Consider the following 26,243-nt stretch of genomic DNA (forward strand, 5'->3'; position numbering starts at 1 on the left):
CAAGTGACTCTGCAAAAATCTATACAAATTCTCAAAAATATAGAATGAATTATAAAGAAGACTTTAATAAAAATACCTGCAATTGCTCATCCCATCATAAAGATGCGCTACCGCCCCTCAGCAAATGTTGAACTTCTTTTATATTCCTCAACACTTTCCATCAAAATTATCATTGAGATCAATTAAAAAATAACCATATCGTTAGAAACGATAGCGTACACCTAAAATACCCTGAAAGGACTGTTTTGTTTTACGCCCTTTAATATAATGTGCCTCACCATATAACTTTAACTTCTCACTCACTAAACTGCTTAAACCTATTCCTAATTTACCTGCATTCCCCGATAAGCCAGTGGTAAATGGATGGCGTTGATTAATTAACGTTTGATTGTCATCTTTATTCTCACGCAACCATGCTGCTGTAATATACGCAAGCGATGAGGAATCCATGTGAGAACCAAATTCATATCCTAAAGATAAGCCAACCTCACTGCGTAATGAAGTGAATGGACACATGTCACCTGTCATGTCATTCGATAACTTGATTTCTTTACCCTCAACTTGTAACCATGTAAATTGTCCATAAGGCTGTAACCAACTGTTCTTTGACGTCTTAAGTCGATAACCAGCTTCAAAGGAAGTTCCCAATGCCCTTTGAGTATATGTTCCTTCAATCCCTAAACCATTCGTTGAAACGGCTTTTAGAGTATTTTGATAATGATTGTATTTTAAAATACCATCGAGATACCATCCACTATGATCAAAATAAGTGACATAAGCACCAATACCATAAGTATTGATACCACTGATGCCCCCCCGTGCATGCGCAACACGGGCACGATCATAACTGCCAAAACCACCTATATAAAATTCTCCATTTTCCCACTCGCTTAAACCATTGATCCCCAAAACGATACCGGTCTGATCCAGTTTAAAATCTATATGCTCTGTAACAACACTCTCTTTAGATTTAATCGCATAGGTCCATAAAGCCGTATTCTTTTTACTTTTATCTAGAATTCCTCTTCCCGCACGTACGGTTTGCATTTCATTGTGAAAAATCATCGCTGGAGCCACAGACATAGACAATACCGCATCTGTAGAGGGAGTGGTCAAAAAGTGAGAAACTGAAAGTTTCTCACTCAATTGTAGAAAAGGTTGTTCTTTATGAACTGGACGCACAATCATTTGATCGGCTAAAGATTGAGAAGAGGTTGAAACAGCAGTTTGTTGTTTTTCATCAGAAAAAGGATGAGAACTTCCTGAACCTAAGACTTCAATAACGTGACTTCCAAGAGAGGAAACAGTTGGAGATACAGAAACACTAGAGACATTCTGTGCCCCTCTTAAATGACGTGGAGGTCGTGGTTTAGCTGGTTGTTTTATAGTAGGTTTACGAGAGCCTGTATTTTTTCCTCTAGAAGGAGCACCTTGATCAGATAATGCAAGAGGAATCTTCGTTTTCTTGTTTACACACTGTGCTTCAGTATTCGAACGTGTCGTACCTCCAGAGGCTCTTCCTAAATACCAAATTGTAGCACTACCACTAGAATCAGCACATCTATCTCTCTTCAGCAATTGATATTGATAGGCCCCACCATCAACAGCTGTAATGTCCTTACCCGAAAGGTCTGCCAGAGTAAAATTAGCGCCTCCATTGTGGCTTCTATCAGTAATTAAATTAATCCCTGTAACCAAACTATTCTTTTGTGAGAGAAGACCTGTAATTTCACGACCAGAATCTGCAACGCTTATTTTGTGATTACCCGCGCCCTCATCAATCGATAAGTAATCACTCGAATCCCCCGTAGCACTAATATTGAATCGAAAATGTAAACTCCCTGAAAGTTTCTCAACATGAAGTGAAATATATCGTGGATCATACGGTATAGAAGTAAAAATAACAGTCCCATTTTGCCCCCCTAAATCTTCAATTTCAATCTGAGGTTTTTCTCCCATATTCCGTTCACCAACCTCAAATATTGTTTCATCCACTCTGTCCTTTATAGGAATTTTTTCCTTAGTCGTATGATTTGTCCTATCACCAGCGAATAAATAAAGTTCTCCGTGATCATTGATCCTTACTTCTCCAAGGACCTCTTGTACACCAACATGGAACCACGATTTAGCAAAGTTGTTAACAGTCAGACCATCCACAAACCCTTCAGGATATACAACTTGAATAGCATGATCTTTCAAATTAGTAGCATAAGATTCTCCTAACGCTAAGACGTGCTGTCTCCCATTCCCAGAGACCTCAGCATACATTGATTTTCCCCCCTCTTTTCTTTGTCCTGCATAAAGATTTTGTTCTCCGTTATCTCCCACTTTCGTATACCAACCCCACGCTCCATCATACACATTCTGCTGTCCAACTGTTCCACCATCCCCAGTAACTGTGGAATTATATGCACTACTTTTTCTCTCCACGCTTGTAAGATCAATATATGGCTCTTCATGAATAAACTGCTGACCTCCCAAAATTTTGGCGTTCATTGCAATTCCAGCCCGTGTAACTATTTGCATCCCTCCTTTTTTAATAGTGGAACCTACAGAACTTTCTCCATTATCAACAAGCTCTACATCACCATCTTTGAGAATAGTATTATTGCGAAAAAAATTAGACATCAGTGCTATTTTTTTTTCTTCCTCTTCTCTATTTACCACATGTGTTGCTCTTGTTAGCACTCTATTCCTACTCTCAACTGCACTTGCAGATTGCACAAGACAACTACTGATCATCAATACTGAAAAACTTAATTTGTATTTATACCGCATTATCCACACTCCACTCTCAATTATTTAGAAAAATACCCCGCGACTACATAGATAGCTCATTTTAGATTGTATCATAATGTGTTTTATTTATGTCTAAATACAATTTTTTAGTGTATTTTTTAATTTAAACAACTTAAAGTTGTTTATCTATAAACCACTAAAAAACTCTAACTTAAAGCAGAAAAATTGAATAAAATTCAAAATGTTCACTTAAGTTAAAGGAATAATTTGCATATCTGGAATTATAGATGAAAAAAATGCTCGTGCCCTTTAATGGGGCCCCCTCTTCACGTAAAACAAAACGCCATTGGGTTGTACATTCACTCACTTGTTTTAAAGAGACATCTCTCAATGCACTCAAGCCCATTTCGCCACGTCATCCATGAATGATATACCGGTAAAGCCATTGATCCCCCCAATCTTTACGCTTATGAAGAAGCGAGCCGATATCATCATACACTTTTCCAGCCCTAAAATGTTGCAACGCGACACCCTTTGGTACTTGAGGCAGTTTATAAGAGGTATTTTTAGTTCTTTCTTGTACAATTTTTATCCACGCAGGCTTCCCTGCTTGTGACGTGCAAGAAAATGGTTTTGATTGATTCAACATAAACAGATTTGGAATGAGAGAATCCTATGATTTTCGCGACTCTCATTCAACATGCATAGAAATGAATTATTATTATAAATTCAGTATGTTGCCTTTAAAAGAGAGAGTATAAAGACATTTCTACTATTTGAGAAAGTCCTTACACTCTCGAGAAGACATAGCCGAACGTTATCTGTTTAAGTTTGCAAAACAATTACATTTGTAAAGTTAATCAGCCATGCACACATATTTAGAAACTATAGCGTAATCCTAAAATACCTTGAAGAGCATTCTTAATCTTATGTCCTTTTAGATAATGTGCTTCCGCATAAAGTGTTAGTTTATCATTGACCGAACCGTTTAAACCAATTCCCAATTTACCCGCACTGCCTGATAAATCTGTAATAAATTTATACTGGTTATTAATTGTCGTATAATTATTATTTATATTCTCACGCAACCAAGCTGCCATAATGTAAGCTGTTAATGAAGTTTCTGAACTCACAAAAAATTCATGTCCTGCAGTCAATCCAACTTCACTGCGGAATGAAGTTAATGGGCTTAGATCACCTATCATTCCATTGGAAAGTTTTATTCTTTTACCTTCAACCTGCAAACCTGTTAGCTTGATATAAGGCTGCATCCAAGTATTCTGTGCCGGTTCAAAATAACAACCAATCTCAAATGATCCACCTATCGCCCACTGATTGTAATGACTTTGAATAGCTAAACCATTCGTTGATATGGCTTTCAAATTATCTCGGTAATAATTATATTTCAAAACACCATCCATATACCATCCACGATGATCAAAATAAGTTGCGTAAGTTCCAATACTATAAGAGCTCAAATCGCTGTCACCACCTCGTGCATGAGAAATACGTGCTTGATCATAACTCCCGAAACCACCAACATACAACTCTCCATGCCTTAATTCACTCAACTGATCAGCACCAAAGACTAAACCTGTCTGCCCAAGCTTAAAGTGTGTATGGCCTGTCGCAACACGTTCTCTGCTCTTAATCCCATAAGTCCATAGTTCGATATCCTTCTTATTTCTGTCCCAAATTTTTCTACCATTCCGTATAATTTGCAACTCATTATTAAAAATAAGCCCAGGAACTACGGACAACGTTAACACTGCATCTGTAGAGGGGGTTGTTGATGTTTCTCCAGGAAAAAAAGGATTTGTCGGATCTGGTATAGAAGGTTCTGGTCCACTGAGGCGGTCTGCCGATAAAAACCAAACTTTTCCATTTTCATCCTTTCTTTCTTTCAAATCATACATATAAGTTCCACCATCAATGGCGTTAATTTTTTCACCCTTAAGATCTGTCAGCGTAAAATGCGCTCCACCACTTTGATCCGTAATTAAATCACGCTTATTTGAAAAAGGATCCGTGATTTCAACTCCAGAATCAGCAACACTTATTGTATGTTTCCCAGCGCCTTTCTCAACCAAGAGATAATCACCACGGTTATGGGCAATCGTAGTATTGAACGCGAAATGTAAATTTCCTGAAAGATTATTCACATGAAGCTGAGAATAATATGGATCAGAACCTGTAAACGAAAAAATAACACTCCCTTCACCACTTAATTTTTGTATCAAAGAACTTTTTTCATCAAACTCATCAGTAATAGAGTATAGTTTTGTATCTTTTCCATTTAAAATAATATCTTCTACTGTGGTGCGTTGTTGATCATTCCCAGCATAAAGATGGATCTGCCCAGAATGGTTTACCTGTGTCTTGCCTTCTAATGTTGCTCCAGCATGCACCCATGATTTTGTTTGATCATTCATTGTTAGATTTTTTACAGATCCATCAGTATATATTTCCTGAATAGCACTCTCATTTAAAGTGACTCCAATAGCCTGACCGCCTTTTAAGATACGTTGTTTACCACCACCAAAAACTTCTGTGTGAAATGCAAAACCACCATTTTTTGCACTTTGAGACTTTTGCCCAACTTCTTGGACACCCCCTTGCATAACTTTTGTATTCCAAACTTTTCCGCCATCATATACTTTTTGTTGGCCTAGTGTTTCATCTTGACCATAAATGACAGTATGAGAAGCACTACTGCCTTTAATCTCTCCTCCAATATCCCCCTCGCCGAAAACAAGCTGCTCACCGCCATAAATTTTAGTCCCCTCTACTTTCCCTCCATTTCCAACACTTTGGTGCCCGCCTTCTTTAACAACAGCATTTTTCGAAAAACCTTGTTTTCCCTTTAAAGCCTGAACATTTTCAATTCCACCATGTTCAATTTTACTATTCTCACTGAGTCCTCCTGCATACACATAAAGCTCTGCACCATTCCTTACAGTGTTATTAATGGATCGCCCTGGACTATCAATCTCACCATCATTTGAAATGTATGCTTTACCTTCATTATCAAGGATATAATTTTCTAACATTGCCCCATCTTTAATGGAAATAAGTTCAGGCTTTTTAAGGAATGCAGTATTTTGTTCTTGTGCATTATATCCAGCATTGTCACGATGACTGCTGTCAAGCTCCTGTTGACTCGCAAACACTCTAGCACCCTTATCCATGATAAAATCGCTAGGCTTTTTCAAAAAGTCTAATTCATTGCGCGTTCTTACCATGACATCATTAGAGGCTCCAAGTATGCATCTGCCTGTTTTCATATCCTCATTGTATTGATCTTGAAATACTTTATCATTTTCATAACTTGAAGATTGACAAAAAAGTGCTGTTCTCCCCTCATTTGCAGCAGCAGCTTGCACAAAACAGCTGCTCAACATGAGTATCCAACAATGTCGTTTCCATTTATATTGTAGAGCCATATCCTCCCCCCTTCACGCCTGCATAGACACTAAACGTAATTAGCTCTACAAAACATATTTTCAACCTTAGATTGCAATAATCCTTCTTAAAAATCCCCCTTATCTCATAAAAAACCGTTCTTTATAGTTTTTAAATACTTTTTTGATCAAGAATATAAGAGCGCTTTTATAGTGCTTCTTTAGCATTTTCTCGGAGTTTTCTTATCAAAGATAAAAAGTAATGCATAATCAAGTATATAAGGGTATACAGTTTATCATGAAAAACGAAGCTGCGTACTCTGAAAAATTGTTCTCTGATGCTGCATTAAAAACTTAAAAAAACTAATCATACATTTAAAGATAACTAAAAAATAACCATGTCGTTAGAAACTATAGCGTACACCTAAAATACCCTGAAAGGACTGTTTTGTTTTACGCCCTTTAATATAATGGGCCTCACCATATAACTTTAACTTCTCACTCACTAAACTGCTTAAACCTATTCCTAATTTACCTGCATTCCCCGATAAGCCAGTGGTAAATGGATGGCGTTGATTAATTAACGTTTGATTGTCATCTTTATTCTCACGCAACCATGCTGCTGTAATATACGCAAGCGATGAGGAATCCATGTGAGAACCAAATTCATATCCTAAAGATAAGCCAACCTCACTGCGTAATGAAGTGAATGGACACATGTCACCTGTCATGTCATTCGATAACTTGATTTCTTTACCCTCAACTTGTAACCATGTAAATTGTCCATAAGGCTGTAACCAACTGTTCTTTGACGTCTTAAGTCGATAACCAGCTTCAAAGGAAGTTCCCAATGCCCTTTGAGTATATGTTCCTTCAATCCCTAAACCATTCGTTGAAACGGCTTTTAGAGTATTTTGATAATGATTGTATTTTAAAATACCATCGAGATACCATCCACTATGATCAAAATAAGTGACATAAGCACCAATACCATAAGTATTGATACCACTGATGCCCCCCCGTGCATGCGCAACACGGGCACGATCATAACTGCCAAAACCACCTATATAAAATTCTCCATTTTCCCACTCGCTTAAACCATTGATCCCCAAAACGATACCGGTCTGATCCAGTTTAAAATCTATATGCTCTGTAACAACACTCTCTTTAGATTTAATCGCATAGGTCCATAAAGCCGTATTCTTTTTACTTTTATCTAGAATTCCTCTTCCCGCACGTACGGTTTGCATTTCATTGTGAAAAATCATCGCTGGAGCCACAGACATAGACAATACCGCATCTGTAGAGGGAGTGGTCAAAAAGTGAGAAACTGAAAGTTTCTCACTCAATTGTAGAAAAGGTTGTTCTTTATGAACTGGACGCACAATCATTTGATCGGCTAAAGATTGAGAAGAGGTTGAAACAGCAGTTTGTTGTTTTTCATCAGAAAGAGGATGAGAACTTCCTGAACCTAAGACTTCAATAACGTGACTTCCAAGAGAGGAAACAGTTGGAGATACAGAAGCTGGGGATCTTTGATTCAAGTTTTGGCGGTTTTTTCTTCGACGTGGCAATTTAATAGCATGCGCTTGTGGTGCTGCAATAGTTGAAAGAGAAAAAACTGATTGATTTTGATTTAAATGCCGCATAGATCTGCTTCTACTACGTGGTAAACTGTTGAGAAATGAAACATTATCAATAAATACTGCAGATAAATACCAAACTTTTTCACCCCCATCCTCATCAATTCTCTGTTTTAAACCATACGTATAGGTTCCGCCATCAATAGTTTTAACATTTGCACCCAAAAAGCTTCTCAGGGTAAAATGTGCGTCACCACTTTGATCAAAAATTAAATCAAGTCCTGCTGAAGAAGGATCAACAATTTCAATACCAGAATCTACGACACTTATTGTATGAAAACCACTCCCATTCTCAATAAAGAGGTAATCACCTTTTCCTTCTGCAAGGCTAACATTAAGGTCAAAATGTAGACTCCCTGCTAGATTATCAATATAAAGCTGAGAGTAATATAAATCATCTTCAGAAGAAGTAAAAATGACTTTTCCTACACCGCTTAACTGCTGAATGCGTGTACTTTTGTCGTCAAACCCACGAGCAACGGAGTATAATTGAGCGTCTTCTCCATTTAATTCAATGTTTTCTACTATAGTTTGTTGACCATCGTCTCCAGCATCAAGATGGAGCCCACCAAAATCCTGAACTTTTATTTCTCCTCCTAATATTGCACCAGGAGAAATCCATGAATTAGCATTATCTTCAATCGTTAGATTCTTTACAATTCCACCTGCATAGACTTCTTGAACACCACCAGTGCGTAAAATGACTGTATTTGCTTCACCTCCTGCTAAAACACGCTGCACACCCTCTGAAAAGATTTCAGCATTTACAGCTAAACCGCCGGCTTTTTCTGCAAAGTTATCATCATTAGGAAACCACTTAGCAAGAGTTTGTACTCCTCCACTCATCACTTTTGTTCCCACAGCCATCCCATCATCATATACATTCTGCTGTCCCGGCGTATCACCTTGACCATAAAGTGTCGTGTTATAAGCACTGCTCCCAACAATTCCACCATTTACATAACCATTTCCGAAAACAAGCTGCTCCCCACCATAAATTTCAGCTCTCAATGCAGAGCCTCCCCCCTCCACTTTTTGTTTTCCACCCTCGTAAATAATCGTAGATTCTGAGACCCCCTGTTCCCCTACAATCTCAGTACCACCATTTTCAATGGTTGTATTTTTACTGAAACCACCAGCTTCAACATAAAGTCTTCCTGATCCCTGAATTGTATTATTAATAGACTTCTTAAGAACACCTTGCTCTCCATCATCAGAGACATAAACTACGTTATCATCACCGAGCAAAGAGCTTTGTAGAATTCCTCCTCCTTCCCCAATGCTGTAATGAATTACATCAGAGATACTAAAATCTTTTGCCGATGTCATATTTTCTTCTTTTTCAGGAAGCTTATCTATAGGCGACTCCACATGAGGTGAAGGAATTACAGGAGCAGAAGTTATTTGTGATGTAGCCAAAGACCAAGTCTTTCCCCCATTATCATCTTTTGTCTTTAAGCCATACATGTAGGCTCCACCATCAATCGTACTCGTCTCTTCACCAGAAAAATCTGTCAGAGTAAAATGCGCATTTCCGCTTTGAACATGAATTAAATCAAGCTCCAAAACTAAATTCTGATCTTGTAGAGAAGAATTGGTAATTTCAACACCAGAATCGATAACACTTATGGTGTGATTACCTGATCCTTGTTTTATCAGAAGATAATCACCGCGCTGTTCTGCAAAATTAGTATGCAACCTAAAATGTAAACTCCCTGAAAGATCATTGATCTCAAGTTTAGAGTAATGTGGATTAAACACGGTAGAAGTAAAAATAACACGACCATTCCCACTCAGATTCTCAATCAAAGAACTTTCACCATCTATATTAGAGGCAATCGCGTACAATTTTGTATCTCTGCCATTTAAGACAATTTTTTCTACTTCAGTACGAGATTGCTCTGCACCGGCATAAAGATAAATCCGTCCAGAATCATGAATCATAGTGCTTCCTTCTAATGTTGAACCAAAATGTAACCACGATTGTGCTTGATCCTTAACGGTTAAATCTTTTACATAACCTCCTAAATCTATTGCCTGAAAAGCAGTCCCTTCTAAAAGAACGCCAATCGCGATTCCTCCCGCTAAAACATGTTGCTGTCCACCCGAAAAGACCTTCGTATCAAAGGCAAAACTGCTATACTCGTCTAGATCCTCTTCTCCATAAAGATTTTGTATCCCTCCTTCCATGATCTGTGTGTTAAAAACCTCTCCATCATCATACACATTCTGATATCCTCGCACTCCATTCTCACCAGAAACGATAGTGTCATAGGCGCTGCTCCTCACCATCGCATCTTTAATATCAGACTTTCCTGAAACAAATTGCTCACCTCCGTAAATTTTAGCCCCTTCAGCTTTTCCCCCCTCTTTAACCTTTTGTTGCCCACCTTTATGAACAATAGTATCCTGTGAAAGACCCTGTGTTTTAATAAGCTCAGTGCCACCTCTTTGAATTGTCGTATACAAGCTAAAACCACCGCTATAAACGGAAAGCTTTCCACCATCTTTAACTGTATTACTAATTGAAGTTTCTCCATTGCTATCAACTTCCTTGCTACTCGTGTCAAAGCTAGGATCTGCAATAGAAACAGTTGTTCCTTGATCAATTGTGAGTTCTGTAAGTAAATCACTTGATGAACCAGTATATGGTTTCAATACACTATCAAAAACTTGAGAAGTTGTCTCATCAATGGTGTGGTTTGCATCTAAATACCAAATTTTACCAGTACCCTTATTGTTTCTATGTTGCAAACTGTACCGATAGGTTCCGGCATCAACAGTTCCGATTTTTTCACCAAAAGTGTTTGTCAGAGTAAAATGGGCATTTCCGCTGCGATCAGTAATTAATTTAAGCTTTTTGTAAGAAGAATTTGTAATTTCACGCCCAGAATCAGCCACACTTATTGTGTGAGAACCAGAGCCCCTTTTTTTAATCACAAGATAATCACTAAGCTGCTTGGCAAAATTGACATTAAAATCAAAATGTAAAGAACCTGAAAGATCATCAATATTAAGTTGAGAATAGAGCTTATTCGTCCCTAAAGACGTAAAAATAACTCTCCCATTTCCTTTTAAATTCTTAACATTAATCTCAGGTTTTTTGCCGTTATCTTCAGACGCAATAATGTATAGTTTGGTATCTTCTCCATTTAAATTAAGATTTTCTACTTCCGTAACAGCTTCACCATTTCCAGCATAGAGATAGAGGTTGCCAAAATCATTAACATTTGTATTTTCACCTAATATCGCACCAGCAAAACCCCATGACCTTGCTTGATGATTAATAGTTAGATTATCCGCATATCCAGAATCATATATATTCTGAATAGCTCTATCGTATAAAGTAACTTCACTCGCATTCCCTCCTGCAAAGATATTCTGCATACCATTTTTAAAAAGTTCAGTACTCAGTGCAAAAGCCCCCTCATTAATTGTAAAATCTTCATCTTCTATATCGGCTGTATCAGCATCTTCTGAGAAACCGTTATGAAAATTCTCTTTACCATCAAGATTCTGGATACCTCCTTTCATAACCTTTGTGTCAACAGCCATCCCCCCACTATAAACACTTTGTATTCCTGGCATTCCATCTGCAGCATGAATTTCAGTGCCATAAGCACTACTTTCCTTATCTTTTCGCGACAAACTAGATCCAAGGCTTCCCTTACCAAAAATAATCTGCTCGCCACCATGGATTTGAGCCCCTTCTGCATTTGCACCACTCTCAACAATTTGTTTCCCCCCTTTTTTAACAGCGGCATATTCCGAACTGCTCAAGTTTTGGACAAACTCAATCCCACCATGCTCAATTGTCGTATCCCTGCTAACACTTGCTGCATCAATGTAGAGTTTTCCCCCTTCTCTAACCGTATTATTAATGGAATAAGCTGCATCTTTATAGTTAAAGCTATTTATTTCAGAACCTTCAGAGTCACGGTTAGTAATATAGATCGTAGCACCATCGCTTATTATTGAATTTGTGAGTACTTCAAAGAATAGCTTTTCTAATCTCTTCCTTTCCTCTTCTGAAAGATCACTTCCTTCTACTGTCTGTTTATTCTCTATCTTTTTTGATCCCCCCTTTTTTTCTTTTAGTCCCCTCACTTCCGATAACAACTTTCTTGTCTCTTCTAGGTGTTCACTGATACTTACTGGTGTTAATAACTTTTCTCTTGGTGTAGCTACTCCATATGCACTCGCAATCTTGACAAAAAAACCACTGGCCATTACCGCACAAAAACTTAATTTCAATTTGCGTTGCATTATTTACACTCCATAATTTTAAATTTAAATTCTCCCATTTAGAAAAAAGTGCATAGATCAAAACAACACAACGTAATTGCTCAACCTCATGTCTTTTAAGATAGCAAAGCATTCGATGGATTAAGCTCTGACAGATCAAATATACACCATGTGTTTTAAAATGCATGCACAACTAAAAGATTTAATTTGTTTTAGATACACTTTAAAAGTGTTATAATTGCATCCATGAAAAATATTTTTAATATTTTGAGACACTAAACACTGATCTACGAATAAGATTGATCCCTTAATAGATAAAAATGGCATTAAACTTTAAAGGACACAGCAATGTGAATGAGAGCTGCGTTTATAGCCACCTATTGCCATCTTCTACAGCATTTAAAGTAGTGTCTTTATCTTATTCAATTTGGATAATATATAGAGCACTTATTCATACTCATCAGCCCATAATCATTGTTCTAATATATAACGAAGTGTCATAATATTGACTCGACACTGATTTGAAATTTCTATAGTTATAGTCAGTTAACTCGTCATTTGATTTGTCATATACTGAAAGGGACATTCTATTCATGTCTATAAACTCAGAAATGAAAGCTACAAGCAACAGAAACTCCCCTCGTCGGATTTTATTTGCAAGCCTTATTGGCCCAACAATTGAATTCTTTGATTTTTATGTCTTTGGCACTGCCGCAGCTCTTATATTTCCTCATGTGTTTTTTCCAACACAAAATGATCAAATTGCCATTTTACAATCTTTCCTAATATTTGGAGCAGCCTTTTTTGCCCGCCCTTTTGGATCAGTTGTTTTTGGACATTTTGGAGATAAAATTGGAAGAAAAGCAACACTTATCGCTTCTCTTCTCACAATGGGTCTTTCAACAGTCATTATTGGTTTTCTTCCTACTTATGAAATAGCTGGGTGGTTTGCCCCTTTCCTCTTAACCTTGTGCCGTATTGGACAGGGAATTGGATTAGGAGGAGAATGGGGAGGAGCTGTTTTGCTCGCTACAGAAAATGCCCCTCCAGAAAAGCGCGGCTGGTATGCAATGTTTCCCCAATTAGGCGTTTCAATAGGTTTGTTTTTATCTATTGCTGTTTATTTGGGTCTGCTGCATTTCCTTGATCGTGAAGAACTTTTAGCCTGGGGATGGCGTATTCCTTTTATTGCTTCAGTTGTTTTTATGATTATAGGATTATGGGTCCGTCTTTCAATCAATGAAACTGTTCAATTCAAAAAAACTCTTGAAAGTAAAAAACATGTCAAAGTTCCTATCATAGATGTCTTTTTAAAATGTCCACGAATCCTATTTCTTGGAATATTTTCTGGTATGGCAACTTTTGTTTTGTTTTACTTGGTTACTACATATTTGTTAAGCTATTCAACAAACCATTTGCAATTGCCATTTCATCAAGCTCTTCAAATCGAAATTGTCGGTGCTATTTTTTGTGGGATTTTTACTGTCATCACGGGAAGACTCGCTGACCGTATTAGACGTAGAACTTTGATGATTTGGATTACAATCATCACCGGTATTTATTCTTTCGCAATTCCTTATTTCTTAAATTCTGGAGTTATAGGAGTCCTTGCAATGTCTGTTATCGGTTTGTCTCTCATGGGAATGATATACAGTCCTCTTGGTGCTGTTTTGGCTTCACCATACCCAACAGCAATTCGATATACCGGTTCTTCTATTACTTTCAATTTATCTGCTATTATAGGAGCATCTCTCGCGCCTTATATTGCAGAATATCTGGTGCAACATTTCGATACATCTTATATCGGTTATTATTTGCTTCTTGCTTCTTTTATTTCACTGATTTGCTTCGTCGGATTTACAGATGATGAAATATCCAACTAAAATATAATAACGAAGAATAAAATAAGGACTGGCGGCAAAAATGCTGCCAGTTTCGTTTTTAAAGATAGGGGTTGAGGTATTTTCCACCACAATATTCCTGCAAACAAGGCACTCAAAAAGAAAAATAAAAAATCTGCAATATTGCTTATATAAGAAACAGCAAACATTTCTGATAAGATATGCGTTGTCCCCAACCATGAAACGCAAAAGAAGGCCAACATCACAGCCCATAAAACAAGCAAAATTCGATCAATAATTATCATTATGGCGTTTCGTTTTTTTAATTATAGTCCATATATTTAACATGCCTAAAAGAAAAATCACAATAAAAACCCAACGCCCTCCCCCTGACCCTTCCGTAATAAAAAGTGCAGGATTTACTATTCCCAGTAATCCTATAAAAATCAGAACAATAGATACAAGACGCATTAAACCTGTTTTTCCCAGCGACGATCTTCAGTCTGTTGCCAATACGTTAAATTATGATTTTCCATTTTATATTTTTTCCACTGTGCACGAACGAGATTCAACTGCTCTTCACTTCTACCATCAAATATCACGACAAGCCGTTGATAAGCATCAATATCCGAACAAACAGCTCCCTCTATGAGAAAACGAATCTTTGAATCATTCGGATTTTCTTGTCCTGTCGTAAGAAATACAGGCTGAAAGTTTGGATATTGATCACACTCCGTTCCATGTCCAATAAATGATTCATCAGTATAAACCCATAAATGTATATCTATAGAATCGCGTTGTTCTTTACTCACACACTGTATTGTTACTTTACCAAAACGAGCCAATGCACGCTCCACAAGCGTCGGCAAAATATCCTTCAGCGTTGACTGCGTCAAATGATAGAATAAAATATCCAATCTCTTAAGCCTTCATCATTCTTTATAAAAAGCTAACATCTTTTTAAAAAAAATTCTATATCCCTAATACAAAGGAAACGGTTCAAGATATAAACCCTCTTTTTTGATTGAGATGCATTATCTTTTTGCACGTGTCTTTAAAAGACAAAAATTTTTATCTTCAACGTTAATAAAAAAGTTTTTTAAGTTATTTTCTAGATTCTTTGTAGACTATAGTTGAAAATAAAATATAATGTACGGAAAATTTAAAGAGGACCTCATAGGCAATTTTATATTATTTATTTGGTAAAAATATCCAATTCATGAAAGGATATTTTTTCAAACTTTATTACATTTTAACCGAAAGCAGTAAGAATATTTGCTATCGAATTAAAAACTGAGGATTTTCCCCAATTTATGCGTATTATTGAGTTCTACATCCTGAAACGTGTCCTTGTTTTGTTTAGTTCTGTCATGATTGCAGCAGTGGGCGTTAGTTGGACTATACAAATTCTTGCACGGATAAACTTTCTCACAACAAGTAAACAAACACTCCTCACAGTCTTACAATTTTCACTCTCATTGGTTCCTTCTGTTATTTTTGTTGTCATTCCGTTTGCATTAGTCATCGCAATTACAACCATCCTCTCAGCAATGCATCAAGACTCAGAACTTGCTGTCATCAATGCCTCTGGTTTTCCTAAAAGTACTGTTTGGAAACCTATCCTTCTTCTTGCTATTGTTGCATCCTGTATCTCCTTTTCTATAGCTAATTTTGTTGTTCCTCAAGCGCGTCTTCATATGCGACAAATGCTAGCAAGCGCTCATTTTGATCTTATTAATCTATTCATTAGTGAAGGGAGCTTCCAAAAACTCGCCAATAACCTTTACATAGAAATTGGCGAACGAAATCCAAATGGAACACTTGAACGCCTTTTCATTGCCGACCAGCGTGATCCTAAGACTGATCTTTTTTATTATGCAACAGACGCATCCATTGTGAGCAATAAAAACGGCAGTTTTCTGGTTCTCAATAACGGTGAAATAGAAAGAGTCAATCATCAAAATAACAGTGTTTCAATCGTGCAATTTAGCTCATATACTTTTAGCCTAGGAGAGTTTATCCCCAGTGATAAAACACCTACTCTTTATCCAAAAGATCGGTCTCTTTCTTATTTACAAAACCCTGACCCAAAAGATCCCTACTATCAACGAAAACCACTCCAATATAAAGCTGAATTTCACCGCAGACTAACACAATGTCTCTACCCTATTGTTTTTTCACTTATTGCATTAGCAGCGGCAGGGGATGTACGCTCCCATCGACAAGCTCGTCATTCCGCAAATCTCTCGGCAATTGCCCTTTCTTTTCTGGTGTATTGGATAGGATATTTTTTCGCAGAAAAGGCAAAAAGCGATCTTGCATACGTTCCTCTCCTTTATATTATACCTATAGGAACAAGTGCATTTGTCTTTTTTATGCTTTTAACGAATCATAAAATTGGGCTTCCCACAAAAGTTAATGAGATACTTCAAATCGCTTTTCAAAAAATAATGAACAAATTTGAACATCGAAAATCTCAAGATTCCTCGGATGAAATATCATGATTGGGTGGACACTTGGACGATATTTTTTTATACGGTATCTTAAAATAACTTGTTATTTCTGGGGAAGCATTTTTGTTCTTGCTCTTTTAATCGATTTCACAGAGAATTCTGGTAGGCTATCTTCCCTTCCGCATTATACAGCAAAAGATGCATTTTTCCTCTCTGCTTTACGCATCCCTTTTATCATGCAACAACTTATCCCTTTCATTGCACTCTTTTCTGCAATGGCAACGCTTATCTCGCTCAACAAAAAACTTGAACTTGTAGTGACTCGTTCAATCGGTGTTTCTGCATGGCAATTTCTTATGCCAGCTTGTTTTGGAGCTTTTCTTTTGGGATTATTTTCAATTCTTCTCATTAATCCACTTGCTGCATGGGGATTTTCTCAAGCAGAAAAAAAGATGACTGAATGGCGCAATCACAATGTACTAACACCTCTTCACAATACAAGTATCCACTGGTTAACACAACATACAAATTTAGGCAGAACAACCATTGGTGCTAAATCTATCACCGATCAAGGACTTTCTCTTCTCGATGCCACCTTTGTACAATACAATGACAATGCAACCGTTAAAAATTGGATTAACGCCCCAAAAGCAACCTTGACTAATGGATTTTGGCTATTAACAAATGGAACAATCTATAAAATAGGGCATCCTCCTGAAAAATTTACCGTGTTGCAAATAAAAACCAATCTAAAACCTGAATTTTTAACGGAACGTTTAGTGAATCCCGCAACTATTCCATTTTACCAATTGCCAAAAAAAATTATGATTGCACGTTCATTTGGCTATTCTGCTCATAATTTTGATATGTATTTCCAATCTTTGATTGCATTACCGGCATTGCTTGTGGCAATGACCCTCATTGCAGCAACTGTATCTTTAAATTTTACACGTTTTGGGCAATCTAGAATGTTGATTCTTGGTGGCGTAATAGCTGGGTTTATGCTTTATGTTATTTCCGTACTTGTTCAAGCTTTCGGTAATGCTGGATATATTCCACCAATTATTGCAGCTTGGACACCCGTTGTTATTGCGTTATTCTTAGGAATCTCTTTTTTACTTCATAAAGAGGATGGCTAAGTGAAAGCATTAACACTTAAAAAAACTATTTTAACAAAATTAAGTGCTCTCGCTTTTAAAAGTGTTGTGGGGGTTATTTTAGGAAGTGCTTTGTCTTATTGTGCGCACGCTCAAAGCCTTCAATCTCCTTCTCAAAGTCGCATTCAAAATCTGGAACCTCCTCTTTTGCTCTCTGCGGATGAACTCATCTACAATCGTGATGAAAACACTGTTTCTGCACACGGTAATGTCCAAATCGAATATGATGGCAATAAAGTTGTCGCTCAAAAAATTATTTACAATCAAAAAACAGGACGGCTTATAGCACAAGGGAACGTTGAAATTACTCAAAAGGATGGTAATAAAATTTATTCCAACCAAATTGATATGACCAAAGATCTTGGCGAGGGTTTTGTAAACGCCCTACGTATTGATACAGCCAACAATGTTCACTTTTCAGCCCAAAATGCTACACGCAAACACAATCACATAACAGTCTTTGAAAATGCAACCTATACAGCCTGTGAACCTTGCTCTTATAAACCAGATCGAGATGTCCTATGGAAAATTAAAGCAAGAAAGATCATATGGAATAATAGCGTCAAAAAAATTCGGTTTGAAAATAGCAGTTTTGAAGTTTTTGGTGTACCGATTATAAAATTTCCAAATTTTGAGATCTATGATCCAACTGTCAGGCGTGCTAGCGGTCTGCTTACTCCTCATTTTTTTTATACTGATTATCTCGGTATGGGGATAAAGAATTCTTATTTCTGGAATCTCGCCCCCCATTATGATTTTACCCTTTCTTCTACGGTTTATACCCAACAAGGGCTTTTAACCGAAGGGGAATGGCGTCAGCGTTTAAAAACGGGCCGTTATAACATTCGCTTTGCTCATATATATCAAATGAAACCGCATAGATTTGATAATGATACGATTGATTCCCAACATAAAAACCGTTATATGCTGGCGACAAAGGGGGATTTTCGTATTAACTCACACTGGACTTATGGATGGGATATTCTTGCACAATCAGATCAGCATTTTAGTCGTGCCTATAAACTTGAAAACTATAACAATCCTACACAACTTTCTCAGATCTATCTGAATGGTCTTGCAGGAAAAAATTATTTTGATATGCGTTTTTATCATTTTAAAGTTCAAGATTCAATACTGAATGATCCTCATTATGAACGTCACTCTCGACAAGCGTGGGTCTTACCACGCATCGATTATTTTTTCACACCAGATGAACCCATTTATAATGGAGAGCTTACCTTCCATAGTAATATGCAATCAGTTTATCGTCGCCATGCTGACTTCAGTTCACCCGACCAGAACGGAAACCCTCTCAACACAGTAAAACTTTCTGGTATGGCTGGAAATAGTTTGCGTTTAACAAACGAGCTTCAGTGGAAAAAGCGCTTCAACACGCACAACGGACTCATCTTAACCCCTCTTCTCTCTCTACGAGCTGATATCATTACAACCAATGCAAGCGAAAATCACACAGATTCTATAGAAAACAATGCCTTATCCGCAATTCATGGTTCAGCAATTCGTGGCATGGCAACAGCAGGGTTGGAACTACGTTATCCCTTCCTCATTACAGCTGATCATTCTACACATATTATAGAACCAACTGCACAAATTTTTATACGCAATAATGAACAATATATTGGACAAATTCCTAATGAAGATGCTCAAAGCTTTGTCTTTGATGCAACCACTCTCTTTCAACGAGACAAATTTTCTGGTTATGATCGTGTAGAAGGTGGTACAAGAGCCAATATAGGTATAAGATATTCTGGAAGCCTTAATGATAATTGGTCTCTTTATGGTCTCATTGGACAATCCTTCCATCTAGCAGGAAAGAATTCTTTTGCAGAAAAGGACTTTATCAATGTCGGTACTCATTCTAGCTTAGAGGCAAAACGTTCAGACTATGTTGCAATGTTTGGTACAACCCATAAAAGTGGTTTTTCCTTAGAAACGCGTGGACGCTTTGACAAAAAAACAGGAAAAATCCGCCGTAGTGAAATCGAAGCATCACAAAAATGGCAAAATTTTTGGGTGGCTCTACAATATGCCTATATCGCAAAGCAACCAGACTATGAATATTCTCAAGAGCGCCAAGAAATTTCTTTTCAAACAGGACTTAAATTAGCAGATTATTGGTCCATTAATAGCAACGCCGGTTATGATTTAGTATCTGGTACATTTATAAAGCGAGGAATTAGCTTGAGTTATATGGATGAATGTTTCGGGTTAACATTCGGTTATCAACAGGTAACGAATCCAGGCAGGAAAGCACCCTTGCAAAACTTTAATTTCTCTCTTTCATTGCGTACGATTGCAGATATCGGAAAAAAGATAGATTAATTTATAAAGGGAATGTATCAGTCATTTAACTTATCATTGTTTTTATGAAAGAAAGCGTGTATTTTAAGTTGTTGATGAGAATTAATAAACAATGCGAAAGCCTATTTACATGAATAAATTGAAAAAGCGTTTTCTTGCTTTATTTTATATTGCATCTTTGAGCGTAAGTAGCCTGCTAATAAATGGATTTTTGATTCCGACAGTCTTTGCGCAGACTTCTATTGTTGTTACAGTTAATGGCAACCCCATCACAAATTATGATATACAAAGACGCCTTGCTTTTCTCAGGCTACAACAAAAGCAAGGCAATTTGGTGGCACAGGCTAAAAAAGAGCTTATTGATGAAAAGCTAAAAAATATTGAAATAAAACGTCGTAATATTGAAGTAAGCAATGATGAAGTTGATAGAGCTTTTGAGAATTTTGCGACACAAAATAATATGACGATTGATCAGCTCAACCAGATTCTGATCCAAACTGAGATCACAGTGCAACACTTTAAAGATTACATCCGTGGACAAATAGGATGGGGGCGTCTTGTTAGCGCACGCTATCAAGCTGAAACAGGTATGATTAGCGAACAAGAAGCTGTACGCAGAATATTAAAAAATGGTGGTGTAAAACCTTCAACCAACGAATATACATTACAGCGAATTGTTTTTGTCATTCCTGCACATCGTCGTTCAGAGATCTTTGAAAGACGTCAAAGAGAAGCAAGTAATTTTCGCGCACATTTCCGTGGATGTGCCAATGCTCACAATCAAGCAAGAGGTATTTTAGACGTTACTATCCGCCACTTAGGAAAGTTTCTGGAGCCACAACTTCCTAATGCATGGGAACAAGCTATTCTTGAAACGCCTGCTGGAAAAATGACAAAATTACAAGAAACATCTGATGGAATCGAAGCAATTGCTGTCTGCAAAATAAAAAGAGTTTCTGATGATTATGTCGCTCGACTGATATTTTCTCTTCAAGATAGTAAAAAAAGAAGCCCGCAAAAACTTGAAGAATTAAGCGACAAATATTTAGGAGAACTGCGCCGAGTGGCACGCATTCAAAATTCATAATGGCTGCTCTTATTGTTAGCGGTGGTGATCCTGCCGGAATTGGTCCTGAAATAGTACTAAAAGCGTGGAATTTGCGTGTTACGCGCCAAATTCCACCTTTTGTACTTCTTGCTGATCCAGATGTTATTCGTTCGCGCGCTCGTTTTTTACAGATTGATGTTGAGGTGCAATCTGTTTTAATCAATAATCCTGCAAAAAATTTTCAAAGCGCTCTTCCTATCATACCGTTAAAAAACAAACAAAGTGATCAATTAGGTATACCTTCATCGAAAAATACAGCTGGAATTATTGAAGCAATTAAACGCTGTGTTCAATTGATTCAAAATGGCCATGCATGTGCACTTATCACTTGTCCTATTGCAAAAAAGAGTCTTTATGATGCCGGTTTTCAATTTCCAGGTCATACAGAATTTTTAGCCGATTTAGCCCATAAAGCTTTTCATAAATGTTATCATCCAGTTATGATGTTAGCAGGACCTCGATTAAAAACAGTACCAATAACTGTTCATATTCCATTTAAAAATGTTCCTTCACAGCTTACCCGTGATTTAATTATTCAAACGGTACTTATTACTGAATATGACTTAAAAACAAGGTTTAAAATAACATCACCCCGACTAGCTGTTGCTGGTCTTAATCCTCATGCTGGAGAAGGAGGTGCGATGGGAAAAGAAGATATTGAAGTTATCACTCCTGTTATTGAATATCTTAAAAAGAAAGGACTCAATATTGCAGGCCCGCTGCCTGCCGACACAATGTTCCATGAATGCGCAAGAAAAGCATATGACGTTGCCATTTGTATGTATCATGATCAAGCCCTTATCCCTGTTAAGACATTAGACTTTGATAGCACTGTTAATGTCACGTTAGGTCTACCTTTTATTCGCACGTCTCCAGATCACGGAACTGCTTTTGACATTGCTGATAAAGGGATAGCCTCTCCCGAAAGCTTTATTGCTGCTCTTAAACTTGCAAATCAACTTGCAAAAAATAGTTTAAACCCATGCCAATAGATAATCTCCCTCCTCTGCGTGAGGTCATTGATATATATGGATTACAAGCGCATAAATCTTTGGGGCAGAATTTTCTTTTTGATCTTAATTTAACATCTAAAATTGCTCATCAAGCAGGCAATATAGAAGGAAAACCTGTTCTTGAAATTGGTCCTGGTCCTGGAGGTCTCACACGTGCCTTGCTAGCAAAGGGTGCCATTGTAACAGCAATAGAACGCGATGAGCGCTGCATACCGGCTCTCTTAGAAATAGAAAAACACTATCCTAAAAAATTAAAAGTTATTTGTAATGATGCACTGAAGCAAGATTTCTCAAAACTCTTTGAAACAAGCCCTGTAAAACCGCGCATTATTGCAAATCTTCCCTATAATATTGGGACACAACTCTTATTAAATTGGCTTTTGACTGAACCATGGCCTCCTTTTTATGAATCAATGACATTGATGTTTCAACGTGAAGTTGCCAAACGGATTACAGCTAAACCTCAATCTACTCATTATGGACGTCTTAGTGTCTTAACTGGCTGGCGTACCACTGCTAAAATTGCTTTTGATGTCCCCCCTCAAGCCTTCATACCAATACCTAAAGTAACGTCTTCCGTTGTTCATATTATTCCGCGAATACAACCTCTTTCCTGCTCTGCACAAAAACTAAGCCTCGTCACAAAAACCGCCTTTGGGCAAAGACGAAAAATGCTTCGTCAAAATCTCAAAATACTTGGAGGTGAAGAGCTATTAGAAAAAGCTGGAATTGATGGAATGCGCCGTGCTGAAACGCTCTCGATTTCTGAATTTGTAACTTTAGCGCATCTAGTGCTCTAAAAAATGCACTTTGTGTTATAAAACCTTTTTTAATCACAACATTTATCGATTTTTTCAGCAATAAGCCCATCAACAAAAGAGCCAAGATAAGAACAACGCTCACGTTTTACGGTTTCAGCTAAATAAATTGATTTAATAAAAGATAAAGACTGATCTAAATCTTCGTTAATCACAACATAATCATAAGAAAGCCAATGCTTTAACTCCGTTCGTGCATTTTCCAATCGCAAATTGATAGTATCTTGACTATCTTCTGCTCGACGATGTAAACGCGAAACAAGCTCTTTCATTGATGGTGGAAGAATAAAAACAGATACAGTGTCTCCTAGCATCTTTTTTTGCAGCTGCTCGGTACCTTGATAATCAATATCAAATAACATATCTTGGCCAGCATTCAATGCGCTTTCAACAGTTTCACGTAAAGTGCCATAATAATTTCCGTGAACTTCTGCCCACTCAATAAATTCATCCCTATCACGCTTATATTCAAACTCTTCTTTTGAAATAAAGTAATAATGCAGCCCATCTACTTCACTAGGACGCCTTTTCCTTGTAGTCATACTTACGGAAAGCTCTAATTGTCCCTCTTTTAGAAGTAATCGAGAAATTGTTGATTTACCAGCACCTGAAGGCGAAGAGAGAATAAATAAAAAACCGCGGCGTTGATTCATTTTTATAGTACTCAATTTACTTTCAAAGACTGTCATTACATCACTCTACTTTGTTCATAAATGTTTCTCCAAAATTTGAATTATACATTATCTCAACCTCTCTCCTAATCAATGTGTTTTCTTAGCAATTCTCAATGTTATTCTGCTCTTTTTTGAGATAAGGTATTAGCAGTATATTCACTTCTTTCTTAAATATTTTTATCCATACGCCAACCCCACTTGTGACAGACAAGAAAATGATTTTTTATCATTCTCATAAAAAGTTTAAATAGAAAAATTTTACTATATTTGGGATTCTCATTTACGATGCAAAAAGATGTGTTATCACTATAAATTCAATGTTTTGCCTTTAATTCTCGCCACTTGCGAACATTCATATTATGTTCCTCTAAAGTTCGAGAAAAAACATGCCCTCCTGAACCATCAGCAACAAAATAAAGTGCATCACTGCTTGGTGGATGTGCCACCGCTTTTAAAGAATCTCGACCTGGATTTGCAATAGCCGTTGGGGGCAAACCATTAATTTTATAAGTATTATATGGTGTTTCCTTCTCAAGATCTGAACGATAAATTGCACGACCGGATGGTTTTCCTTTTCCTCCGAAGAGACCATAAATTACTGTTGGATCCGATTGAAGACGCATATGCTTTATAAGGCGGTTATAAAATACCGCAGCAACCATTGGTCTTTCTGCTGCAATTCCCGTTTCTTTCTCAACAATTGAGGCTAATATAACAAACTCATCAATTGATTTAATGGGTAAATCAGGTGAACGCGTAGCCCATATAGCATGAATTAATTTTGTCTGTCCTTCACGCAACCTGTTTACAATCTCTTTACGCGTTGTTCCCCGAATAAAACGAACAGTATCCGTCATTAAATAACCTTCTGGAGGCAAAATTTTTGGAAGGTCTCCAATCAAAATTTCATTCGCAGCTAATCGATCGAAAACTTGCTGAACCGTTAAACCTTCAGGTACTGTAAATGTATACTCTATAGATTTTCCTTTCACAAGAATATCCATAATATCCTGCATCGAAGCATGAGCTGGAATTAAATATTCACCAGCCTTCAGATGCGTTGTTTTTTGGTGATAACCAACCCCATAAACAAAAATATCTGATGATCGAATGAAACCACGTTTTTCTAGCAATGAAGCAATTTCACGAATTCCGGTACCAGGATGGATAAGAACAATTTGTTCTTCCTCAATTTTTCCCTTTTCTTCAAAAATACTTTTTCCAATATAAAGAGGAATACTTATGGCAAAAAGAATAATCACAATCAGCATAAGAAAAAAATGACCGAGAATGACCAACGGATTACGGACGATAGATGATTTCTTTCGTTTTTTATGTATTAACATGTCATAACTATCTGCTAAATGATTCGAAGAGGAATCACTTACGTCCTTTAATGATTTTCCATTTTTCACATCGGACATAACCCCTCAATAGCGATTAAGGATAATATTATAATTTCTCATTCACCTTATAATAAAGTAGAAAACTCAAAAGCAAAAATTAAATAAAAATACTTATTATCCCCTAAAACGTCGCATCACCAACGATGCATTTGTCCCACCAAATCCAAAAGAATTAGAAAGAATCGTATCAATCTTTCGTTCACGCGGTTTGTGTGGTACAAGATCGATTTTCGTTTCAATCGATGGATTGTCAAGATTAAGTGTCGCTGGGGCTATATTATCCCGTATAGCTAAAATAGAAAAAATAGCCTCAGCAGCACCGGCTGCACCAAGTAAATGCCCGATAGATGATTTCGTTGATGACATAGAAACTTGTGGTGCATAACTCCCTAAAACACGCTCAACAGCCGCTAGCTCTATGGAATCAGCCATCGTAGATGTACCATGAGCATTAATATAATCAAGTTCACTCACATTCACTTGTGCACGCTTAAGAGCAGCTATCATACTACGCTGAGCCCCTTCACCACTTTCTGAAGGCGCTGTAATGTGGTAAGCGTCACCAGATAAACCATAGCCAATAACCTCAGCATAAATACGCGCTCCTCGTTTTTTGGCATGTTCCAGCTCTTCTAAAACAACAACTGCCGCTCCTTCCCCCATCACAAAACCATCACGATCAGTATCATAAGGACGTGACGCCCGTTCAGGATCATCATTGCGACAAGTGGAAAGAGCTCTACAAGCTGCAAAACCTGCAAGAGATATCCGATTTATCGGAGATTCAGCCCCCCCTGCCACCATGACATCTGCATCACCAAACATAATCAAACGTGCCGCATCACCAATCGCATGCGCCCCTGTTGAACAAGCCGTTACAACAGAATGATTAGGCCCCCGTAAACCATATTGAATAGACACATAACCAGAAGCAAGATTAATCAAACGACCTGGAATAAAAAAAGGAGAAACACGACGTGGGCCCTTATCACGAAGCGTATAACCAGCTTCAACAATACCCTCAACTCCCCCAATTCCCGAACCAATTAACACACCTGTACAAATCTGATCTTCATCACTCTTAGGAAACCATTCGGCATCTGCAAGCGCTTGGTTAGCAGCAGCCATTGCATAAACAATAAATGCATCAACTTTACGTTGCTCTTTAGGTTCCATATACAAATCAGCATTATAAGTCCCCTCTGTTCCATCCCCTAAGGGGATACGCGCAGCAATCTGGCATGGCAAATCTGACACATCAAACTCTGTGATACGTCGGACACCACTTCTTCCTTCAAGAAGTCGTTTCCAACTATATTCAGTATTACCAGCTAATGGAGATACCAACCCTAAACCAGTAACAACAACACGTCTCATAACTTCTAACCTTGAACTAAACTTCACCTCTCAAAGCTCTCTTTTC

16 protein-coding genes are annotated in these 26,243 nt (G+C 37.4%); 7 read left to right on the top strand and 9 right to left on the bottom strand.

Annotated features, from left to right (window positions below; all coding sequences use genetic code 11):
- Nucleotides 1-201 precede the first annotated feature (201 nt).
- From bafA (ACFIMI_RS01450) to bafA (ACFIMI_RS01460), 3 genes are all read right to left on the bottom strand, one after another.
- Nucleotides 202-2,778, bottom strand: a complete 2,577-nt coding sequence (bafA, locus tag ACFIMI_RS01450) for a BafA family autotransporter (RefSeq protein ID WP_375692187.1) — start codon at nt 2,776-2,778, stop codon at nt 202-204.
- 839 nt (nt 2,779-3,617) lie between these two features.
- Nucleotides 3,618-6,182 (bottom strand): BafA family autotransporter, encoded by a 2,565-nt coding sequence (gene bafA, locus ACFIMI_RS01455; protein WP_375692188.1) that lies wholly within the window; start codon nt 6,180-6,182, stop codon nt 3,618-3,620.
- Nucleotides 6,183-6,544: 362 nt separating this feature from the next.
- The gene (gene bafA, locus ACFIMI_RS01460; protein ID WP_375692189.1) at nt 6,545-12,049 is read right to left on the bottom strand and encodes a BafA family autotransporter; all 5,505 of its coding nucleotides are present in this window, start codon (nt 12,047-12,049) and stop codon (nt 6,545-6,547) included.
- A gap of 572 nt (nt 12,050-12,621) precedes the next feature.
- Between bafA (ACFIMI_RS01460) and ACFIMI_RS01465 the strand changes: the two genes are divergently transcribed.
- Nucleotides 12,622-13,911: an MFS transporter gene (locus ACFIMI_RS01465; protein ID WP_375620745.1), complete on the top strand. Its 1,290-nt coding sequence runs from the start codon at nt 12,622-12,624 to the stop codon at nt 13,909-13,911.
- Here ACFIMI_RS01465 and ACFIMI_RS01470 read toward each other — a convergent pair.
- The 3 genes from ACFIMI_RS01470 to ACFIMI_RS01480 are packed head-to-tail and all read right to left on the bottom strand — an operon-like array spanning nt 13,908 to nt 14,786.
- Nucleotides 13,908-14,174 (bottom strand): hypothetical protein, encoded by a 267-nt coding sequence (locus ACFIMI_RS01470; RefSeq protein WP_375611246.1) that lies wholly within the window; start codon nt 14,172-14,174, stop codon nt 13,908-13,910. The two genes, ACFIMI_RS01465 and ACFIMI_RS01470, sit on opposite strands and share 4 nt — an antisense overlap.
- Nucleotides 14,161-14,340: a hypothetical protein gene (locus tag ACFIMI_RS01475; RefSeq protein ID WP_375611245.1), complete on the bottom strand. Its 180-nt coding sequence runs from the start codon at nt 14,338-14,340 to the stop codon at nt 14,161-14,163. Before ACFIMI_RS01475 ends, ACFIMI_RS01470 begins: the two co-directional genes overlap by 14 nt.
- On the bottom strand, nt 14,340-14,786 hold the full coding sequence (locus ACFIMI_RS01480; protein WP_375612923.1) for a DNA polymerase III subunit chi: 447 nt from the start codon (nt 14,784-14,786) through the stop codon (nt 14,340-14,342). Before ACFIMI_RS01480 ends, ACFIMI_RS01475 begins: the two co-directional genes overlap by 1 nt.
- Before the next feature lie 396 nt (nt 14,787-15,182).
- Between ACFIMI_RS01480 and lptF the strand changes: the two genes are divergently transcribed.
- From lptF to rsmA, 6 genes are all read left to right on the top strand, one after another.
- Nucleotides 15,183-16,373: an LPS export ABC transporter permease LptF gene (lptF, locus tag ACFIMI_RS01485; RefSeq protein WP_375692190.1), complete on the top strand. Its 1,191-nt coding sequence runs from the start codon at nt 15,183-15,185 to the stop codon at nt 16,371-16,373.
- On the top strand, nt 16,370-17,461 hold the full coding sequence (gene lptG, locus ACFIMI_RS01490; RefSeq protein WP_375631734.1) for an LPS export ABC transporter permease LptG: 1,092 nt from the start codon (nt 16,370-16,372) through the stop codon (nt 17,459-17,461). The genes lptF and lptG overlap by 4 nt, the downstream gene beginning before the upstream one ends.
- Nucleotides 17,462-19,822, top strand: coding sequence for an LPS-assembly protein LptD (locus ACFIMI_RS01495; RefSeq protein WP_375692191.1), 2,361 nt, complete (start codon nt 17,462-17,464; stop codon nt 19,820-19,822).
- A 109-nt stretch (nt 19,823-19,931) separates the two neighbouring features.
- Complete coding sequence (locus tag ACFIMI_RS01500) at nt 19,932-20,888, top strand: SurA N-terminal domain-containing protein (RefSeq protein WP_375620739.1); 957 nt, start codon at nt 19,932-19,934, stop codon at nt 20,886-20,888.
- Entirely contained in the window at nt 20,888-21,901 is a 1,014-nt protein-coding gene (gene pdxA / locus ACFIMI_RS01505) for a 4-hydroxythreonine-4-phosphate dehydrogenase PdxA (RefSeq protein ID WP_375681181.1), read from the top strand. The genes ACFIMI_RS01500 and pdxA overlap by 1 nt, the downstream gene beginning before the upstream one ends.
- On the top strand, nt 21,892-22,722 hold the full coding sequence (rsmA, locus tag ACFIMI_RS01510) for a 16S rRNA (adenine(1518)-N(6)/adenine(1519)-N(6))-dimethyltransferase RsmA (protein WP_375692192.1): 831 nt from the start codon (nt 21,892-21,894) through the stop codon (nt 22,720-22,722). Before pdxA ends, rsmA begins: the two co-directional genes overlap by 10 nt.
- A gap of 29 nt (nt 22,723-22,751) precedes the next feature.
- Here rsmA and gmk read toward each other — a convergent pair whose 3' ends face one another.
- The 3 genes from gmk to fabF form a co-directional block, all read right to left on the bottom strand.
- Nucleotides 22,752-23,429, bottom strand: a complete 678-nt coding sequence (gmk, locus tag ACFIMI_RS01515; protein ID WP_375629245.1) for a guanylate kinase — start codon at nt 23,427-23,429, stop codon at nt 22,752-22,754.
- A 299-nt stretch (nt 23,430-23,728) separates the two neighbouring features.
- Nucleotides 23,729-24,838: an endolytic transglycosylase MltG gene (mltG, locus tag ACFIMI_RS01520; protein WP_375674687.1), complete on the bottom strand. Its 1,110-nt coding sequence runs from the start codon at nt 24,836-24,838 to the stop codon at nt 23,729-23,731.
- Between the two features lie 96 nt (nt 24,839-24,934).
- Nucleotides 24,935-26,197: a beta-ketoacyl-ACP synthase II gene (gene fabF, locus ACFIMI_RS01525; protein ID WP_375637388.1), complete on the bottom strand. Its 1,263-nt coding sequence runs from the start codon at nt 26,195-26,197 to the stop codon at nt 24,935-24,937.
- Nucleotides 26,198-26,243 lie beyond the last annotated feature (46 nt).

Source organism: Bartonella sp. AP4SXKL, assembly GCF_042195845.1.
Lineage (GTDB): Bacteria > Pseudomonadota > Alphaproteobacteria > Rhizobiales > Rhizobiaceae > Bartonella.

Excerpts from the sequence above, each read along its gene's own strand:
- gmk (WP_375629245.1), bottom strand. The coding sequence starts at position 23,429 with ATGACAGTCTTTGAAAGTAAATTGAGTACTATAAAAATGAATCAACGC.
- mltG (WP_375674687.1), bottom strand. The coding sequence starts at position 24,838 with ATGTCCGATGTGAAAAATGGAAAATCATTAAAGGACGTAAGTGATTCC.
- lptF (WP_375692190.1), top strand. The coding sequence starts at position 15,183 with ATGCGTATTATTGAGTTCTACATCCTGAAACGTGTCCTTGTTTTGTTT.
- lptG (WP_375631734.1), top strand. The coding sequence starts at position 16,370 with ATGATTGGGTGGACACTTGGACGATATTTTTTTATACGGTATCTTAAA.
- fabF (WP_375637388.1), bottom strand. The coding sequence starts at position 26,197 with ATGAGACGTGTTGTTGTTACTGGTTTAGGGTTGGTATCTCCATTAGCT.
- ACFIMI_RS01475 (WP_375611245.1), bottom strand. The coding sequence starts at position 14,340 with ATGCGTCTTGTATCTATTGTTCTGATTTTTATAGGATTACTGGGAATA.
- ACFIMI_RS01500 (WP_375620739.1), top strand. The coding sequence starts at position 19,932 with ATGAATAAATTGAAAAAGCGTTTTCTTGCTTTATTTTATATTGCATCT.
- pdxA (WP_375681181.1), top strand. The coding sequence starts at position 20,888 with ATGGCTGCTCTTATTGTTAGCGGTGGTGATCCTGCCGGAATTGGTCCT.
- ACFIMI_RS01470 (WP_375611246.1), bottom strand. The coding sequence starts at position 14,174 with ATGATAATTATTGATCGAATTTTGCTTGTTTTATGGGCTGTGATGTTG.
- bafA (WP_375692188.1), bottom strand. The coding sequence starts at position 6,182 with ATGGCTCTACAATATAAATGGAAACGACATTGTTGGATACTCATGTTG.
- ACFIMI_RS01465 (WP_375620745.1), top strand. The coding sequence starts at position 12,622 with ATGTCTATAAACTCAGAAATGAAAGCTACAAGCAACAGAAACTCCCCT.
- bafA (WP_375692189.1), bottom strand. The coding sequence starts at position 12,049 with ATGCAACGCAAATTGAAATTAAGTTTTTGTGCGGTAATGGCCAGTGGT.
- rsmA (WP_375692192.1), top strand. The coding sequence starts at position 21,892 with ATGCCAATAGATAATCTCCCTCCTCTGCGTGAGGTCATTGATATATAT.
- bafA (WP_375692187.1), bottom strand. The coding sequence starts at position 2,778 with ATGCGGTATAAATACAAATTAAGTTTTTCAGTATTGATGATCAGTAGT.